Raw genomic sequence first — 17,371 nt, forward strand, 5'->3', positions numbered from 1 at the left:
AGGAGGGAGAGGTATGGCTGACATTCACACGATGCACAACACAAAAGCAGGACGGGTGTTTGACGTCTGTAACATTCTGTTTCTCGGCGGTGTCGGTGCAATTACCATTTTGCCGTTTTTGTACATTATCGCCGGTTCCTTTGCGACAGAAGCGGAACTTGCCCAGCGCAGCTTCTTTATTTTTCCGAAAACCTTTACGCTTGACGCTTACAAGTATGTGTTTTCGACACCGACATTCATCCGAAGCATGGGTGTATCTATCTTCATCACAGTGGTCGGAACAGCTGTGCAGCTGTTTTTCACCTTTACGATGGCGTATCCGTTGGCGAAGCGGCATGTGAAGGGGCGGAATCTGCTGTTGAACCTGGTCATTTTCTCTATGCTATTTTCCGGCGGCATGATCCCGACATACCTTGTCGTAAAATCACTTGGCCTTTTGGATACGTATTGGGCATTGATTCTGCCGATGGCGATTAATCCGTTCAACCTGATTATTATCAAAAACTTCTTTCAGCAGCTGCCGCGCGAACTGGAGGAATCGGCAAAAATTGACGGCTGTTCAGAAATCGGCGTTTTCTGGCGGATCGCCCTGCCGCTGTCAAAGCCGGTTATTGCGACCTTTGCGCTGTTTTATGCGGTCGGGATTTGGAATGATTTCTTCCACGCTCTCTTATATATCAATGACAGTGCAAAATGGCCGCTGCAAATGGTGCTGCGCCAAGTCACAATTTTATCGGATTTAACAGCGACCAATGGCGATACGATGCAAAATACCGTTCCGCCGGAGCAGGGGATTAAACTCGCGGTCATTGTCATTGCGACGCTGCCGATTTTGGCGGTCTATCCATTCCTGCAAAAACACTTTGCGAAGGGAATGCTGATCGGATCAGTGAAAGGCTGAGAAAGGGAGTGTTTCATATCAGTACGTTAGACCAGATTAAAATCGCCTATATCGGCGGGGGGTCCCAGGGCTGGGCCAGAAGACTGATGAATGATCTGTCGATTGATGAGCGGTTGTCAGGCATGGTGGCGCTCTACGATCTTGATTTTGAAGCTGCTCAGAAAAATGAAGTGATTGGCAATCACAGCGGAGACGGCAGATGGAGGTATGAAGCGGTTTCTACTATGAAAAAAGCGTTATCGGGCGCGGATATCGTTATCATTTCCATTTTGCCGGGTTCATTGGATGATATGGAAGTTGATGTCCACTTGCCCGAGCGCTGCGGCATTTATCAATCCGTAGGTGATACTGTCGGGCCGGGCGGAATCATCAGAGGCTTGCGGGCTGTTCCGATGTTTGCCGAAATTGCCCGGGCAATAAGAGACTACGCACCTGAATCATGGGTCATCAATTATACAAACCCGATGTCTGTCTGTACAAGAGTGCTGTATAAAGTGTTTCCCGGCATCAAAGCGATTGGCTGCTGCCACGAGGTATTCGGCACGCAAAAGCTGCTTGCGGAAATGGTCAAAGAACGGCTCGGAGCAAAGGTGTTGCGGCGTGAGGATATCCGCGTCAATGTACTTGGCATTAACCATTTCACATGGATTACGGAAGCCTCTTACCGCCATATTGATCTGTTGCCTATATTCCATGAATTCAGCGCGCATTATGGAGAATCAGGATATGAGCTTGAGGGGGAGAGCTGGAGGGACAGCGTCTTTCGTTCGGCGCACCGTGTGGCGTTTGATTTATTTGAAACGTATGGTGCCATCCCCGCTGCGGGTGACAGGCATCTGGCGGAATTTCTTCCCGGCCCTTACCTCAAACAGCCTGAATCATGGAAATTTCATCTCACACCTGTATCATTCAGAAAACAAGACAGAGAGGAAAAACGAAAAGAATCAGAACAATTGATTGTGCAAAAACGGGGCGTTGCCGGGAAGGCATCGGGAGAGGAAGGGGTGAGCATCATAGCGGCTCTTCTCGGAGTGGGTGAACTTGTCACGAATGTAAATGTGCCGAATCAAGGCCAAGTTTCCAATCTTCCTTTACATGCGATTGTCGAAACGAACGCCTTGATTACCCGCAATAGTGTCCAGCCGATTTTCTCTGGAGCGCTGCCAAAGAGTGTGGAAATGATTGCGGTGAGGCACGTGTCCAATCAGGAGGCAGTGGCGGAAGCCGGTTTAACAAAGAGTCGCACGCTTGCTTTTCAAGCCTTTCTCAATGATCCGCTTGTCACGATTGACCGCAGTGATGCAGAACCGCTTTTTGATGACATGCTGGCGAAGCACCAAACAATGTGAAAAATGTCAGCCGGCGAACGGGCTGATTTTTTGATTGAAATCAGCAGTTCCGGTTTAGAAAGATGGCACTTGACTATAATGATAGTAGTTTTTAAGAAGTAGGTGCTATCAACAGTGGGAGATTATGTAAATGTAGCAATAGAATTAGTTTGCGGTCTCGGCATTTTATTTGTCATCTTGAAGTTTCTTGGGAAAACCCAATTCTCTCAACTCACCCCGTTTGACTTTATTTCTGCTTTAATTTTAGGGGAGCTGGTCGGAAATGCCGTCTATGATCATGAAATCAAGATTAAAGAAATTATTTTTGCTTCACTCTTATGGGGCTTTCTTATCTATTTGATTGAATTGATTACACAAAAGCTAAAAGGGTCCAGAAAGTTACTGGAAGGCGAACCGAATATTGTAATTCATAAAGGAAAAGTGAAATACAAGGCGCTGAAGAAAAACAAGCTTGATATTAACCAGCTGCAAAGCCTTCTGAGGCAGGAAGGCTGTTTTTCGATTCAGGAAGTGGAATATGCGATCCTGGAAACAAACGGAATGATCAGTGTACTCCCGAAAGCCGATTTTGGTAAACCGACCCGAAAAGATATGAACCTCCCAGTAAAGGAAGTATCATTGCCGATTACGTTAATTCTTGATGGGGAGATTGTGTATGATAATCTGGCGGAAGCAGATGTGGATGAACAATGGCTGAAGCAATCGCTGCAAAAGCAAGGCGTTGAAAAGGTTGAGGATGTCCTATACGCGGAATGGCATGCCGACCAGCCGCTTTATGTCACCACGTATGAAGAAAGCGGTTCGTCATGACCGTAAAAAAGAGCTTGCAGCTCGTGCAAGCTCTTTTCATTATTCATGAGTCCCTTGTTTCACAGCTTTTACATGATACATGCTCACTTCAGTGTTGATCAGATAGTCAGGCTTTGGTTTGCCTTTGTTCGCTTTATGGCCCGCGATATGCGCATCGCTTTTTTCCCATTGTTTCCAGTGGTCCTCAGATTCCCAGCGAATCATGACAACAACTTCCTCATCACCGCGGCGGACGTTTTTCTCAAGTACTGTTACATCAATCAAACCTTCTTGTTTTTCAATGATTCCTTCAGCACTGAAACGTTCGATTACTTTGTCTGCATGGCCTTCTTTTACCGTCATTTTTCTCAACTGAACAAACATCTGTCCCTCTCCAATCATTTTCATATATACATAATTGTAAATGAAATTCATTCTCAATGTCAAAGGAAGAGCATGGCGGAATAGAACTGTCGCCGCACAGTTATTCTTTCAATAAAAATACATTGCCATCTTCGTCCTTAAATTGAACGAAGGTGCCCCACTCCATGTGATTGGGCTCACCAAGAAATTCTACACCGTTTGCTTTCATTTTCTCGTATGTAGCAAAGATGTCTTCACACTCAAACACGATCGAAGCTTTCTTTTGTTCAGAGCCTTTCATCATGGCTTTCGGGTAAATCACTAAACGGGTCTGGGCTCCTTTTGGCGCAACCTCCAGCCAGCTTGCATCAGGTCCCATCGGGTGGTCCGCCGCAATATTAAAGCCAACCTTCTCCGCCCAAAATTGCTTCGCTTTTTTCTGGTCTTCAACATACACAGCAACAGTGCCAATTTGTTTGATCATAGGGAAACCTCCAATTTGAAAGATAATTATTATACTATAACCTGTTCACGGCCGAAGTAACATGAAAAAACAGCCGGCAAAACCGGCCGTTTTTCGATTAATACGAGCAGCTTACAACATCTATCAAATTTGTGTCTAAGGCGAAATAAATCCAACGCCGCCGGTAAGAATCCCAATAAAAGCCGCCGACTGATCTTCTGCCAAGGATGATTGGGTAGAACCAAAATGAGCTGCCGTTGGTCAGCCAAACATAAGTAAAGCGGAAGAGGCATGGCTGAATGGCAACGGGTTCAACTAAATAAGTGCCTGCTTGAGCGCCCTGCGGCTTTTTCGGTTTCTCGGGTTTTTTGGAAGGAGGGGGTCCCTGCGGCGCACCGCCACCGAAACCGGGCACAGCACCGCCGCCAATGCCGGGCGCGCCGCCGCCGAAGCCGGGCACACCGCCGCCGAAGCCGGGCACAGCACCGCCGCCAATGCCGGGCACACCGCCGCCGCCAATTCCGGACCATGGGTAACCATCCGGATAACGGTATTCATATTCAAAAGCAGGCCAAGGCTCATAAAAATGCCCGGCAAACATATAAGGATCGACATAATACATGCAATAACGTCCTTTCTCATTGTAAACTTTACATATGCAGTTTATGCGAGCGGGCATTTATTGGTGCATTTGCCTATGGATGAAAATGGAATGCGTTCGTGAAGCAGAATCATTCTATTTTTCCCTAGTCCCATTCACAATTCCGGTGTATCATTTTATAATAAAAGAGCTTCTATTATGAAAAAGGAGACAAACCGTGAATATCGATCAATTATTATATCAATATATTATAGACAACACTGCGGGTATTACCGAGAAATGGTTCAGTTTGCGATGTCAGCTGAAAGGCGAGCTATATTCCGCCGACGATTTAAGTGCAGAAACGAAAAAGCTCCTAACTGAGCAGCATACGTTTACCAATATCACAATCGCAAGCGCGTTTCTGGACGATCAAACCGAGTTTCAAGAAAATATGGCAAAATGGGCGCAAACCGTTGCGAAAAACAGAGTAGAGCAAGATGTTCAGGTGCATGAGGTCGTAGAAGCTATTTCAAACTCAAGAATCTCATTCTGGGGCGCAGTCGCTGCGTTTATCAAAGAGAATCGGGATATCGTCACAGATGAGGATGCCGACCGATGGAACCGCATTGTGAATCAGTCGTTTGATAAGCTGATTATTGAATTTTCGGAGCAGTACCAAAAATTTATGCTGATGAGGCTCACGTCTCAGCAGGAACTGATTTCTGAGCTGGGCTGCCCGGTGATTTCCATTGCGGATGGAATCGGGATATTGCCGATAATCGGCTCCATTGATACAAAGCGGGCACAGGTCATTTTAGAAACAGTGCCGGTCCGCTGTATCGAGAGAAAAATCACAAGCCTTGTCGTTGATCTTTCAGGTGTTCCGATCGTGGATACCATGGTGGCGCAGCAGCTGTACAACCTGTCAAAAACGCTTTTCTTACTAGGGATTAAAGCTGTATTTTCAGGGATTCGACCGGATGTGGCCCAGACATCCATTCAATTGGGGCTTGATTTCAGTGAATATGAAACGTACGGAACGCTAAAGCAGGCGTTAGAAAACATGGGCGTCCGCTGTATTGTGGATGAATTGGAAGAAAACCAATAGGAAGTATGGTCAGGCATATGATTGTCCGTCAACGGGTGATCATATGCCTTTTGGCTTTCCCAATTTTACAAAAAGGGGATAAATAGAAAATCATCGTTTTTCGCTGAAAAGGAAAGAAGGAAGTCTTGGCGTAATGGTGTTTGGTTTCTTTAAATTTACCTTAAAACACATACATATTTCATCCATTTTTTATATAATAGACCTTTAAGATCATTTTTTAGGAGGATTTTTGACATGCAAGCTACGGTTCACGAGAGTAAGCAATCGATCATGCAGCGCATTTTGACAGTCTTTGTTTTCACACTGCTGATCGCGACTGTCGGTCTTTTTATCGGCCAATTTGTTCCTGCCGCTTTGATGCTGCCGCTTTCTATTCTTGAAGTGGGAATGATTATTCTGGCTTTCTGGATGCGCAGGAGAAAAGCGGTGGGGTATGCGTTTGTATATACATTCGCGTTTGTTTCCGGCATTACCTTATTTCCGATCGTCAGCCACTACGCTTCCATCGCCGGCGCCTATGTCGTGCTTGAAGCCTTTGGTTCTACATTTGTCATTTTTGCTGTTCTGGGCACAATTGGCGCGAAAATGGAAAAGGATTTATCCTTCCTGTCGTCATTTCTGCTGGTTGCCGTGCTCGCACTTGTTGCGGTTGGCATCTTCAACATTTTCAGTCCGTTAAACTCAGCGGCGATGATGGCGTATTCCGTGATCGGAACCATCGTCTTTTCCCTTTACATTTTGTATGATCTAAACCAAATCAAACATCGCCATATTACGGAAGACTTAATTCCTGTTATGGCATTATCGCTGTACCTCGACTTTATCAATCTATTCATCAACCTGCTTCGTTTCTTCGGCATTTTGAGCAGTGATGATTAATCAGAAAGCGCCTGTCATTGGATAGGTGCTTCTTGCTATAGATAAAAAAGGCAGGAGAAGAGATGATGAAAAAACAAATTGGCGCTTATGTATCCATGGCATCTGCCATGGCGATCGTCGGCAGCTCGGTCGTTGTAGGAAAACTCATGGTCGAGCGTATTCCCGTTTTTCTTTCCTCAGGGTTGCGGTTTCTAATCGCTGCTATCGTATTGCTGGCCCTGCTGTTTTGCATTGAAAAAGGGTTTCCGGTTTTGACGAAAAAAGATGTGCTTGTCTTGCTGGTGCAGTCTTTCACAGGCGTTTTTTTGTTCAGTATTTGCCTGCTGTATGGGGTTCAATATACGACGGGAACGGAAAGCGGCATTTTGACCAGCACAACCCCGATGGTAATCGGGATTTTATCCTTTTTCCTGCTGAGAGAAAAAATAGAGAAAAAGACGTTGATCGGCATTTTGCTTGCTGTTTGCGGCGTGATGGCGATTAATCTGTTTGGAGCGGGGAGCCAAGACGGGACGCCGCACGCCTTATTTGGCAACATGCTGATCATTGCTGCAGTCATTGGTGAAGCGTTGTTTACATTGCTGGCCAAGAAGTTATCTCCACATATTTCGGCATTGGCGATTTCGACCTTCGTATCGCTCTTCGGTTTTCTGTTTTTTCTACCGTTTGCTTTGTTTGAGGCCTCTTCATTTGATTTTAGCGTGCCGACAGTTTTGGATTGGTCGTATGTGTTGTATTACGCGCTTTTTGTCACCGTTTTGGCGTTTTACTTATGGTATAGCGGGGTGACGAAGGTGCCGGCGGGGGTGTCTGGCATTTTCACATCCGTTCTTCCTGTCTCCGCTGTCATGTTGTCAGGTGTGATATTAAAGGAGCCGTTTGAACTTGTGCATTTGATCGGCATTGCATGTGTCATCAGCGGCATATTTGTTACAGTTATAAAGAAAAAACAGCCGGATGCGTATCCGGCTTCAAAAGAAAAGACGCTGTAGCCTGTCCTGATCGGACGGGTTTTTTAGTTTTTAAACACGCTTTTCAAAGATATCCCCAAGCATCTTTACGAACTTCTCAGCGTCCAGAACCTCTGGGTGAAAGGAGAGCCGGGAGCAGAAGAGCTGATCGGGGAGTGCTATGCGGTGTTGAGGGAAGGATATTAAATAGGAAAAGTCCAGATTTAAATTCTGGACTTTTTTAATCTTGCTCTGTTTTGTGGCGTATCCGCTCAATCACCTCATGCAGCCCCTCAGGCTTATAAAACTCCACCGGAGAACTGCCCTTCTCAAACGAAATCGTCTCGGCTTCAATCAGCGCGACATAGCGCCCGTTCACTTTGGCGAGGTGAATCGAGTTGCCAAAATCCGCTAGCAATCCTTTAATCTCGGTTTCTCCGACTTTCATTTTCAGCTGGGCCTCTGGCGTGTGCTCGATGATTTGGGCGGAGGCTTCGATCACTTGATGGGTGTCGAGGCGCTCTTGGATTTCCCGTTTTTCGCTCGCTTCCCAAATTTCAATGTCCTGCTCGAATTGTTTGAGCTCTTCGCTATTGTCTTCAAATGTCTCGTAGACATGCTCTTGTACCATGTTCATGACCTGGTTTTTCATGATTTCCGGCATTGATTCGCCGTATTCGACGAATTTCAGAAAGTCTTCGAAATAGCGGGCGTGCGAGGCCTGATGGATTTTTAGCTCGCTTTCCTCGACCATTCCCTCCTCTGGCATGTACGGATATTGGATGCTTTTCATGTTTTTTGTCGTGATCGCCATTTCGACTTTTTTAATGAGAGATGACGTGTCTGAGATGCGGGCGACCTTCGGCTCAAAGTCACATTTCATAATGAAGACAAATGACTCGTCGAAGTATTTCCTCGGCACCGCTGAAGCCACAAGGAATACGCCGCCGCGGACCGCGCTCGTATCGAGATACGTGCGGACGAACTGCTCGCTCAGCTCGTTAAAATCCTCTTTTGTTTCCGCCAAACGTGCGCGGTTGAACATATTGTAATTCGGATTGGAATCGAGCTCGTGGCCGGGCTCGACGATAAAATGGCCGATTTTCGTCGGCACTTGCTCGGACTGCGGATGGCGGTCGGCTTTCCGTTTGACGATTTTTTTCAGCTCCCCGTCGAGAAAGTCCTTCAGTTCGCTTTCTTCAAATTCACCCGTATCAAGGGTCTGGAAGTGCTTGAACTGTTTGTTCGCCTGCTCGTCCTTGCCTTCGACCTGTATGACATAAAAGGATAAAAATCGAATTTCAAAATCCATATGTGAACTCACCTTATTCGCGTATTGTACAGCTTCTCAAGTATAGAAAAAACGGTGTTCATACGTCAATCGGAGGAACGGAATAATCATCACCATGAAAGGGAAATGTAGTCAGATAGAAGGCATTTCATACGGAAAGGAATGGTTCGATGAAGGAAACAAGCCCGATTCCTCAGCCGAAGACATTTGGTCCGCTCGGCAATCTGCCTCTTATTGATAAAGACAAACCGACACTTTCGCTGATCAAACTGGCGGAAGAGCAGGGCCCGATTTTTCAAATGCACACACCTGCAGGCACCACGATCTTTGTGTCCGGCCATGAGCTGGTGAAAGAGGTTTGTGATGAAGAGCGATTCGATAAAAGCATTGAAGGCGCCTTGGAAAAGGTTCGCGCGTTTTCCGGGGACGGATTGTTTACAAGCTGGACGCATGAGCCTAATTGGAGAAAAGCGCACAACATTCTGATGCCGACGTTCAGCCAGCGGGCCATGAAGGATTATCATGAGAAAATGGTCGATATCGCCGTTCAGCTTATTCAAAAATGGGCCAGGCTCAATCCGAATGAAGCAGTTGATGTCCCAGGGGATATGACCCGTTTGACGCTGGACACGATTGGTCTGTGCGGGTTTAACTATCGCTTTAACAGCTACTATAGAGAAACGCCCCACCCGTTTATCAACAGCATGGTTCGCGCGCTTGATGAAGCGATGCACCAGATGCAGCGGCTTGATTTTCAAGATAAGCTGATGGTGAGGACAAAGCGACAATTTCATCATGATATTCAAACGATGTTTTCGTTAGTCGACAGCATTATTGCGGAGCGCAAGGCGGATGGGGATCAGGATGAAAAAGATTTGCTCGCCCGCATGCTGAAGGTGGAAGACCCTGAGACCGGAGAAAAGCTTGACGATGAAAATATTCGTTTTCAAATCATTACGTTTTTGATTGCCGGACATGAAACAACGAGCGGCCTGCTTTCTTTTGCGATCTACTTTTTATTGAATCATCCCGACAAACTAAAAAAAGCGTATGAAGAGGTCGACCGGGTGCTGACGGATGCAGCGCCGACCTACAAACAAGTGCTTGAGCTAAAATATATCCGGATGATTTTAAATGAGTCCTTGCGTTTATGGCCGACAGCCCCGGCTTTCAGCCTTTATCCAAAGGAAGACACAGTCATTGGCGGAAAATACCCGATTACGACGAAAGACAGAATTTCTGTGCTGATTCCGCAGCTTCACCGAGATCGAGACGCTTGGGGAGAGGATGCCGAGGAATTCCGTCCAGAACGGTTTGAACATCAGGACCAAGTGCCCCATCATGCGTACAAACCGTTCGGAAATGGGCAGCGTGCCTGTATCGGCATGCAGTTTGCCCTTCATGAAGCCACACTTGTGCTGGGCATGATATTAAAATATTTCACGTTGATTGACCATGAGAATTATGAGCTTGATATCAAGCAAACTTTGACACTCAAACCGGGCGATTTCCGGATCAGGGTTCAAACACGGCACCAGGAGGCCATTCATGCCGACGTCCCGGCAGCTGAAAAAGCGGCGCCTGATGGGCAAAAAGAGAAAGCGGAAACGAAGGGTGCATCGGTCATCGGCCTCAATAACCGCCCGCTTCTCGTGCTGTACGGATCTGATACCGGCACCGCGGAAGGCGTAGCCCGCGAGCTTGCCGATACAGCCAGTCTTCACGGCGTAAGAACTGAAGTGGCACCGCTGAACGACAGGATTGGAAAACTGCCGAAAGAGGGAGCGGTTGTCATTGTGACCTCGTCTTATAACGGAAAACCGCCAAGCAATGCGGGGCAGTTCGTGCAGTGGCTTCAAGAAGTCAAACCGGATGAGCTTGAAGGCGTTCATTACACGGTATTTGGCTGCGGCGATCACAATTGGGCGAGCACGTACCAGGACGTGCCGAGATTCATTGATGAGCAGTTTGCGGAGAAAGGCGCGACTCGGTTTTCTGCGCGGGGAGAGGGGGATGTAAGCGGTGATTTTGAAGGGCAGCTTGACGAGTGGAAAAACAGCATGTGGACAGACGCCATCAAAGCATTCGGACTTGAGCTTAATGAAAACGCCGATAAGGAGCGAAGCACGCTGAGCCTTCAGTTTGTCAGAGGGCTTGGAGAGTCTCCGCTGGCCCGATCGTACGAAGCGGTTCACGCATCCATCGCTGAAAATCGAGAACTCCAGTCCGCAGACAGCGGTCGCAGCACCCGACACATTGAAATCATTTTGCCGCCGGATATTGGGTATCGGGAGGGCGACCACCTTGGTGTATTGCCGAGGAACAGCCAAACCAATGTCAGCCGGATTCTTCATCGCTTCGGCCTTAAGGGAACCGACCAAGTAACATTGTCGGCAAGCGGACGCAGTGCAGGGCATCTGCCATTAGGGCGGCCTGTCAGCCTGCGAGACCTTCTCAGCTACAGCGTCGAGGTGCAGGAAGCCGCCACAAGGGCGCAAATACGGGAGCTTGCGGCATTTACAGTCTGCCCGCCGCATAAACGCGAATTAGAAGAACTGGCGGCAGAGGGTGTCTACCAGGAACAAATTTTGCAAAAACGGATGTCCATGCTGGATCTGCTTGAACAATATGAAGCGTGCGACATGCCGTTTGAACGATTTTTAGAGCTTTTACGGCCGTTAAAACCAAGATATTACTCGATTTCTAGCTCACCAAGGGTGAATCCGGAGCAAGCATCCATTACAGTCGGTATTGTGCGCGGTCAAGCGTGGAGCGGCCTTGGCGAATACAGGGGCGTGGCTTCAAATCACTTAGCTGAACGCCAAGCGGGTGATGATGTCGTAGTGTTTATCCGCACACCCGAATCCCGGTTTCAGCTTCCGGAAGACCCTGAAACCCCCATCATTATGGTTGGGCCGGGCACAGGAGTTGCGCCATTCCGCGGTTTCCTCCAAGCGCGTTCAGCTTTAAAGCGGGAGGGAAAAACGCTCGGCGAAGCCCATCTCTATTTCGGATGCAGGAACGATCGTGATTTTATTTACCGGGATGAGCTTGAGCAGTTTGAAAAAGACGGAATCGCCACTGTGCACACAGCCTTTTCCCGAAAAGAAGGCATGCCAAAAACGTATGTCCAGCATCTCATGGCTGACCATGCAGAAACATTGATATCGATTCTTGATCGCGGAGGCAGGCTCTATGTATGCGGTGACGGCAGCAAAATGGCCCCAGATGTGGAGGCCGCCCTGCAAAAAGCGTGTCAGTCTGTTCATGGCACCGGCGAACAAGAAGCGCAAAACTGGCTGAAACATCTGCAGGATACCGGCATATATGCAAGAGATGTTTGGTCGGGGATGTAAAGACTGGAGGCATCCAGTCTCAGCTTGTAGAGAAAACGATTTTTTTCTACAAGCTTTTTTGTTTTTGTGCTGTTTCTTTGGATTTGCAGCTGAAATTTTTGCCCTTTTGAAAAAATTGTGATCACGCTAAACATGAGTGCATACAATAGCCACAGCCCTCTGGCAGGACAGGCTGTCTGCAAGACCTATTTTTCGTTTTTGCTAGTTTATGTTATTCTTATACTCGGTATCTATTTATTCAAAGGCATTTATGACAAAAGAAATCTTTTTTATTTCCCGAAAAAAATGTGAAACGAAACGAAGGCTTCTTTCGTCCAGTGTTTGGTTTGAAATAGGTGCAATCAAAATGGTATGGTGCCAAACATAAATATTCCGGGCTTACCGGTGTATTTATTTGTTGTGTGATGCCTTAATTCTGTTTGAAAAGAAAGAATTGGAGACAGAATCAAGAGCAGGTAAATAGAAATAAAGACTTAAAGTGTTTAAGAAAGTAGAGGTTGCTATGAAGAAACTTTTCTCTTACAAACTTAGCTTTTTTGTGCTGGCGGTTATACTGTTTTGGGCAAAAACGTATTTATCTTACAAAGCAGAGTTTAACCTAGGGGTAAAAGGCACAACCCAGGAGATCCTCCTGGTATTTAACCCGTTCTCAAGCGCTGTCTTCTTTTTAGGACTGGCTTTGCTTGCGAAAGGGCGCAAATCAGCCATTATCATGCTGATTATCGATTTTGTGATGACATTTGTGTTATACGCGAATATTTTATTCTACCGTTTCTTTGACGATTTCCTGACGTTCCCGAACATTAAACAGTCCGGCAACGTCGGAAACATGGGAGACGGGATTTTCAGCATCATGGCCGCTCATGATATTTTCTATTTCTTAGATATCATCATTTTGATTGCGGTATTGATCTGGAGACCTGAATTAAAAGAATACAAAATGAAAAAACGCTTTGCGTCTTTGGTGATCCTTTCCGGGGTCGCACTGTTTTTCATCAACCTGCACTATGCGGAAAAAGACCGTCCGCAGCTGCTGACAAGAACATTTGACCGCAATTATATCGTGAAATATTTAGGTCTTTACAATTACACCATTTATGACGGTGTGCAGACGGCTCAAACGGAATCGCAAAGAGCCTACGCGAGCAGCGATGATTTAACAAGCGTCGAGAATTACACGACGTCTCATTATGCGAAACCGAATGCCGAGTACTTCGGTTCTGCCAAAGGCAAAAACATCATCAAGATTCACCTGGAAAGCTTCCAGACATTCCTGATTGATTATAAGCTGAACGGTGAAGAGGTGACGCCTTTCTTAAATAAACTCGCACACGGCGCAGAAGATATGATGTATTTTGATAACTTTTTCCATCAGACCGGCCAGGGAAAAACATCTGATGCCGAGCTGACAATGGACAACTCCCTCTTTGGCCTTCCTGAAGGCTCTGCGTTTGTGACGAAAGGCGAAAACACATACCAGTCGCTTCCGGCGATTTTAGACCAGAAGGAAGGCTACACAAGCGCTGTCCTGCATGGTGACTACAAATCATTCTGGAACCGTGACCAGATTTACAAACATATTGGGTATGACGAGTTCTTCGACGCAAGCAGTTATGACATGTCTGAAGAAAACCTCGTAAATATGGGACTCAAGGATAAGCCGTTCTTTACAGAGTCGATTCCAAAACTTGAATCTCTTAAACAGCCGTTTTACGCGCATTTGATTACGTTGACTCACCATTATCCGTTTAACCTTGATGAAAAAGATGCGACCATTAAGAAAGCGACAACGGGTGATAAAACGGTTGATAATTACTTCCAGACAGCCCGTTACCTTGACGAGTCGATTGAGCAATTCTTCAAGGAGCTGAAGGAAGCCGGCCTGTATGATGACTCAGTTATCGTGATTTACGGTGACCATAACGGTATTTCCGAAAATCATAATCGCGCGATGAAAGAGATTCTCGGAAAAGAAATTACAGATTACCAAAACGCGCAGAACCAGCGCGTGCCGCTGATGATCCGCGTTCCTGGCAAAAAAGGCGGAGTGAACCACACGTATGGCGGTGAAATCGACGTCATGCCGACACTTCTGCACTTGCAAGGAATTGATTCGCAGAAATATATCAACTTTGGCACTGATTTATTCTCTAAAGACCACGATGACACAGTGGCGTTCAGAAACGGCGACTTCGTGACGCCAAAATACACATCGGTCGATAATATCATTTACGATACGAAAACTGGTGAAAAACTGAAAGCGAATGAAGAAACGAAGAATCTGAAAACAAGAGTGAGCCAGCAGCTGAGCCTTTCAGACAGTGTTTTGTATAAAGACCTGCTGAGATTCCACAAACTGAGTGATTTCAAAGCCGTTGATCCGTCTGACTATCATTACGGCAAGGAAAAAGAAATCAAATAAGACGAGAAAGAGCCTTGAGCGGGCACATTGCCTTCGCTCAAGGCTCTTTTTTGGTTACATAACCAACTTGAAAAAATAGATTCCATTTGGTCACCAAGGCCGGCTTTCTCTCATATCATTACAGTAGATTTTGAAACCGGTATTGAAGTGGACAAATTATCGGGGAAACGCCTTGATAGATTGTAAAGCTGTACCAGGTTTCGAACTCAATATTCATAGAGATGAGGGGTAGAGATGAAAGCGGTCATTCTCTGCGGCGGAAAAGGAACGAGAATGAGTGAAGTCACGAATGACATTCCTAAACCGCTCGCCATGATAGGCGGCAAACCGATTCTATGGCATATTATGAAAATCTATCAGTACTACGGAGTGAACGAGTTTATTCTGCTTTTGGGCTACAAAGGAGAAAAAATCAAAGAATACTTTCTCAACTATGAATGGAAGCATAACAGCCTGACTCTCGACAGTTCTACGGGAGAGGTGCAGATACTGGGACAGCCCGAAACGTGGAAAATGACGTTTTTGGAGACAGGGGAAGACACGTTGACAGCTGGAAGAATCTTGCAGGCAAAAGACTATATCGGCGATGAAACGTTTCTGCTTACCTATGGAGACGGGCTGGCCAATATCAATCTTTTCCATCTCATCAGCTATCATCAGGCAAAAGGAGCTGCCGCGACTGTCACAGGCATTGACAAAGTCTCGCAGTTCGGCACCTTGACGGTTGAGGACGGCATCGCGAAAACATTCTCTGAGAAGACCTCGAGTGACGGAATCATCAATGGCGGATTCTTTGTTCTCAGTCCCAAGGTTTTCGATTATTTGCCGAAGGACGGGAACATGATGTTCGAAGATGAACCGCTGAAGAACCTTGCCAAAGACGGGGAGCTTGCCGTGTACCGCCATTACGGATTTTGGACGGCTATCGATACGTATAAAAACCTCTTAGAAGTCAACAAGATGTGGGATCAAGGACAACAAGTATGGAAGGTATGGTGAACTGATTTGAGTTTCTGGAAAAATAAAAACGTATTTGTTACGGGGTGTACAGGTCTCTTAGGAAGCTGTTTGGTGAAAGAGCTGATCGAACAGGGCGCAAACGTGACGGGGCTTGTCAGGGATCATGTGCCTCAATCCAACCTTTATCAGGGAGAACATATCAAGAAAATGAACATTGTGCGGGGCTCTCTTGAAGACTTGCCTGTGATTGAGCGCGCGCTTGGCGAGTATGAAATTGACACCGTCTTTCACCTCGCTGCACAAGCGATTGTCGGCGTGGCCAACCGCAACCCGATTTCGACCTTTGAAGCGAATATTCTTGGCACGTGGAATATTCTCGAAGCCTGCCGGAAGCACCCACTCATCAAACGGGTCATTGTCGCTTCAAGCGATAAAGCTTACGGCGACCAAGAAAACCTTCCGTACGATGAAAAGATGCCGCTGCAAGGCAAGCATCCGTACGACGTCTCGAAAAGCTGCGCAGATCTGATTAGCCACACATATTATCATACGTACGGGGTTCCGGTCTGCATCACACGGTGCGGAAACCTATACGGCGGCGGGGATTTGAACTTCAACCGGATTATTCCGCAAACGATTCAGCTTGTGCTGAACGGGGAAGCGCCGGAAATCCGCAGTGACGGCACGTTTGTCCGCGACTACTTTTATATCGAAGATGCCGTTCAGGCGTATATGCTTCTGGCAGAAAAAATGGAGGAAAACAACCTTGCCGGAGAGGCCTTTAACTTTAGCAATGAGATTCAGCTGACTGTACTTGAACTGGTCGAAAAAATCTTGAACAAAATGAACAGTAATCTGAAGCCGAAGGTGCTGAACCAGGGAAGCAATGAAATCAAACATCAATATTTATCCGCGGAAAAAGCGAGAAAGCTGCTGAATTGGACACCCGCCTACACCATTGATGAAGGACTTGAAAAAACGATTGAGTGGTATACGGAATTCTTCAAAAAGTAATATGAAACGAGGTGAACATGACTGTGACCAGCGCATATTGCACCGTTTTATCAAAAGGAAGATTATATCAGGCAGTCGCGTTATTTAAGTCGTTGGAGCAAGTTGATCAAGACAGTCCGATTTATACGTTATGCATGGATGAAGATACGCACCGCGTCTTACAGAAGCTAAAGATGAAGCAGCTGAACCTTGTGCCGGTGGCCGCGTTCGAAAATGAGATGCTTCTGAAGCTGAAGGAAACAAGAGATCAAAGCGAGTACTGCTGGACAATGAAGCCGATCTTTCTGCAAGCTGTGCTGAACAGCAATCCCGAACTGGAGCGTGTGACGTATATTGACGGGGATCTCTTTTTTTACGCCGATCCATCACTGGTTTTTGAAAAACAGCCGGACTGCTCGGTGCTCCTTTCACGGGGGGATATCGTCATCCCTTCCTTTGAGAGAGAGCAGATTGACATGCTGCAGCGTCTTTTAGGCAAATATAACTCGGGTTTTATCAGCTTCAAGCATGATGATGCCGGCATGGACTGTTTGGAGTGGTGGAAGGAACGCTGTCTTGAGGAATGCAAAAATGCCCCGGGTGAAGGGAAATTCGGTGATCAGGGCTATTTGGATTATATGTCTGAGCTGTTTCCGAATGTGTGTGACATTACGACACCCGGTGTGAACATTGGCCACTGGAACTACGGACAGCATACGTTTTCTTGGGAAGATGGCCGGATCGTGTTGGAGGATGGCAGCCCGCTGATCTTTTACCATTTCAGCGGCTACCGAATCGTCAGCCTCAATGAAATCAAACAGATCCATGAAACAACCCGTACAGACTTGCCGTTTGTGCATGAGCTGTATCAAAAGACACTGCCGCATATCATTCGGCACATCAACACGTTAGACCCTGAATTTAACGGTTTTGCTTCAAAAGATGACAACAAATAAATGATTAA

At 46.5% G+C, this 17,371-nt stretch carries 15 protein-coding genes and 1 pseudogene; 12 read left to right on the forward strand and 4 right to left on the reverse strand.

The features are described 5' to 3' along the window. Positions 1 to 13: 13 nt before the first annotated feature. The 3 genes from M1D98_RS03895 to M1D98_RS03905 all read left to right on the forward strand — a co-directional run bounded on the left by M1D98_RS03895 (position 14) and on the right by M1D98_RS03905 (position 3,060). Positions 14 to 901 carry a carbohydrate ABC transporter permease gene (locus tag M1D98_RS03895; protein ID WP_003219535.1) on the forward strand — a complete coding sequence of 296 codons (888 nt, stop codon included), beginning with the start codon at positions 14 to 16 and terminating at the stop codon, positions 899 to 901. A gap of 8 nt (positions 902 to 909) precedes the next feature. Continuing rightward, entirely contained in the window at positions 910 to 2,250 is a 1,341-nt protein-coding gene (lplD, locus tag M1D98_RS03900) for an alpha-galacturonidase LplD (protein ID WP_456280025.1), read from the forward strand. Positions 2,251 to 2,364: 114 nt separating this feature from the next. Continuing rightward, complete coding sequence (locus M1D98_RS03905; RefSeq protein WP_010329162.1) at positions 2,365 to 3,060, forward strand: DUF421 domain-containing protein; 696 nt, start codon at positions 2,365 to 2,367, stop codon at positions 3,058 to 3,060. A 39-nt stretch (positions 3,061 to 3,099) separates the two neighbouring features. Here M1D98_RS03905 and hmoA read toward each other — a convergent pair whose 3' ends face one another. The 3 genes from hmoA to M1D98_RS03920 form a co-directional block, all read right to left on the reverse strand. Beyond that, entirely contained in the window at positions 3,100 to 3,423 is a 324-nt protein-coding gene (hmoA, locus tag M1D98_RS03910) for a heme-degrading oxygenase HmoA (protein ID WP_010329163.1), read from the reverse strand. A 100-nt stretch (positions 3,424 to 3,523) separates the two neighbouring features. Then, entirely contained in the window at positions 3,524 to 3,886 is a 363-nt protein-coding gene (locus M1D98_RS03915; RefSeq protein WP_456280026.1) for a VOC family protein, read from the reverse strand. 97 nt (positions 3,887 to 3,983) lie between these two features. After that, positions 3,984 to 4,487 carry a hypothetical protein gene (locus tag M1D98_RS03920; protein WP_268539158.1) on the reverse strand — a complete coding sequence of 168 codons (504 nt, stop codon included), beginning with the start codon at positions 4,485 to 4,487 and terminating at the stop codon, positions 3,984 to 3,986. A gap of 196 nt (positions 4,488 to 4,683) precedes the next feature. Between M1D98_RS03920 and M1D98_RS03925 the strand changes: the two genes are divergently transcribed. From M1D98_RS03925 to M1D98_RS03940, 4 genes and pseudogenes are all read left to right on the forward strand, one after another. Then, complete coding sequence (locus M1D98_RS03925; RefSeq protein WP_010329166.1) at positions 4,684 to 5,556, forward strand: STAS domain-containing protein; 873 nt, start codon at positions 4,684 to 4,686, stop codon at positions 5,554 to 5,556. 234 nt (positions 5,557 to 5,790) lie between these two features. Continuing rightward, positions 5,791 to 6,435, forward strand: coding sequence for a Bax inhibitor-1/YccA family protein (locus M1D98_RS03930; RefSeq protein WP_456280027.1), 645 nt, complete (start codon positions 5,791 to 5,793; stop codon positions 6,433 to 6,435). Positions 6,436 to 6,476: 41 nt separating this feature from the next. After that, complete coding sequence (locus M1D98_RS03935; protein ID WP_456280217.1) at positions 6,477 to 7,427, forward strand: DMT family transporter; 951 nt, start codon at positions 6,477 to 6,479, stop codon at positions 7,425 to 7,427. A gap of 75 nt (positions 7,428 to 7,502) precedes the next feature. Continuing rightward, positions 7,503 to 7,592 (forward strand): annotated as a pseudogene (locus tag M1D98_RS03940) (hypothetical protein); the annotation flags it as partial. Positions 7,593 to 7,626: 34 nt separating this feature from the next. Here M1D98_RS03940 and M1D98_RS03945 read toward each other — a convergent pair. Next, positions 7,627 to 8,697, reverse strand: a complete 1,071-nt coding sequence (locus M1D98_RS03945) for a DUF3900 domain-containing protein (protein ID WP_121642113.1) — start codon at positions 8,695 to 8,697, stop codon at positions 7,627 to 7,629. Between the two features lie 149 nt (positions 8,698 to 8,846). On the opposite strand from M1D98_RS03945, the gene M1D98_RS03950 reads away from it, so the two are divergent. The 5 genes from M1D98_RS03950 to M1D98_RS03970 all read left to right on the forward strand — a co-directional run bounded on the left by M1D98_RS03950 (position 8,847) and on the right by M1D98_RS03970 (position 17,363). Then, entirely contained in the window at positions 8,847 to 12,032 is a 3,186-nt protein-coding gene (locus M1D98_RS03950; protein WP_456280028.1) for a bifunctional cytochrome P450/NADPH--P450 reductase, read from the forward strand. Between the two features lie 502 nt (positions 12,033 to 12,534). Continuing rightward, positions 12,535 to 14,454 carry a lipoteichoic acid synthase LtaS1 gene (gene ltaS1 / locus M1D98_RS03955; RefSeq protein WP_100740364.1) on the forward strand — a complete coding sequence of 640 codons (1,920 nt, stop codon included), beginning with the start codon at positions 12,535 to 12,537 and terminating at the stop codon, positions 14,452 to 14,454. Positions 14,455 to 14,688: 234 nt separating this feature from the next. Then, a complete protein-coding gene (locus tag M1D98_RS03960; RefSeq protein WP_010329172.1) occupies positions 14,689 to 15,453 on the forward strand; it encodes a glucose-1-phosphate cytidylyltransferase in 765 nt (254 codons plus the stop codon). 6 nt (positions 15,454 to 15,459) lie between these two features. Beyond that, a complete protein-coding gene (locus M1D98_RS03965; RefSeq protein ID WP_456280029.1) occupies positions 15,460 to 16,428 on the forward strand; it encodes a GDP-mannose 4,6-dehydratase in 969 nt (322 codons plus the stop codon). A gap of 23 nt (positions 16,429 to 16,451) precedes the next feature. Next, positions 16,452 to 17,363 carry a putative nucleotide-diphospho-sugar transferase gene (locus M1D98_RS03970; protein WP_456280218.1) on the forward strand — a complete coding sequence of 304 codons (912 nt, stop codon included), beginning with the start codon at positions 16,452 to 16,454 and terminating at the stop codon, positions 17,361 to 17,363. The last annotated feature ends 8 nt before the right edge of the window (positions 17,364 to 17,371 follow it).

It is taken from the genome of Bacillus sp. K7, assembly GCF_053903245.1.

Coding starts and splice junctions, on each gene's coding strand:
- M1D98_RS03895 (WP_003219535.1), top strand. CDS start 14: ATGGCTGACATTCACACGATGCACAACACAAAAGCAGGACGGGTGTTT.
- hmoA (WP_010329163.1), bottom strand. CDS start 3,423: ATGTTTGTTCAGTTGAGAAAAATGACGGTAAAAGAAGGCCATGCAGAC.
- M1D98_RS03915 (WP_456280026.1), bottom strand. CDS start 3,886: ATGATCAAACAAATTGGCACTGTTGCTGTGTATGTTGAAGACCAGAAA.
- M1D98_RS03920 (WP_268539158.1), bottom strand. CDS start 4,487: ATGTATTATGTCGATCCTTATATGTTTGCCGGGCATTTTTATGAGCCT.
- M1D98_RS03930 (WP_456280027.1), top strand. CDS start 5,791: ATGCAAGCTACGGTTCACGAGAGTAAGCAATCGATCATGCAGCGCATT.
- M1D98_RS03945 (WP_121642113.1), bottom strand. CDS start 8,697: ATGGATTTTGAAATTCGATTTTTATCCTTTTATGTCATACAGGTCGAA.
- M1D98_RS03950 (WP_456280028.1), top strand. CDS start 8,847: ATGAAGGAAACAAGCCCGATTCCTCAGCCGAAGACATTTGGTCCGCTC.
- ltaS1 (WP_100740364.1), top strand. CDS start 12,535: ATGAAGAAACTTTTCTCTTACAAACTTAGCTTTTTTGTGCTGGCGGTT.
- M1D98_RS03960 (WP_010329172.1), top strand. CDS start 14,689: ATGAAAGCGGTCATTCTCTGCGGCGGAAAAGGAACGAGAATGAGTGAA.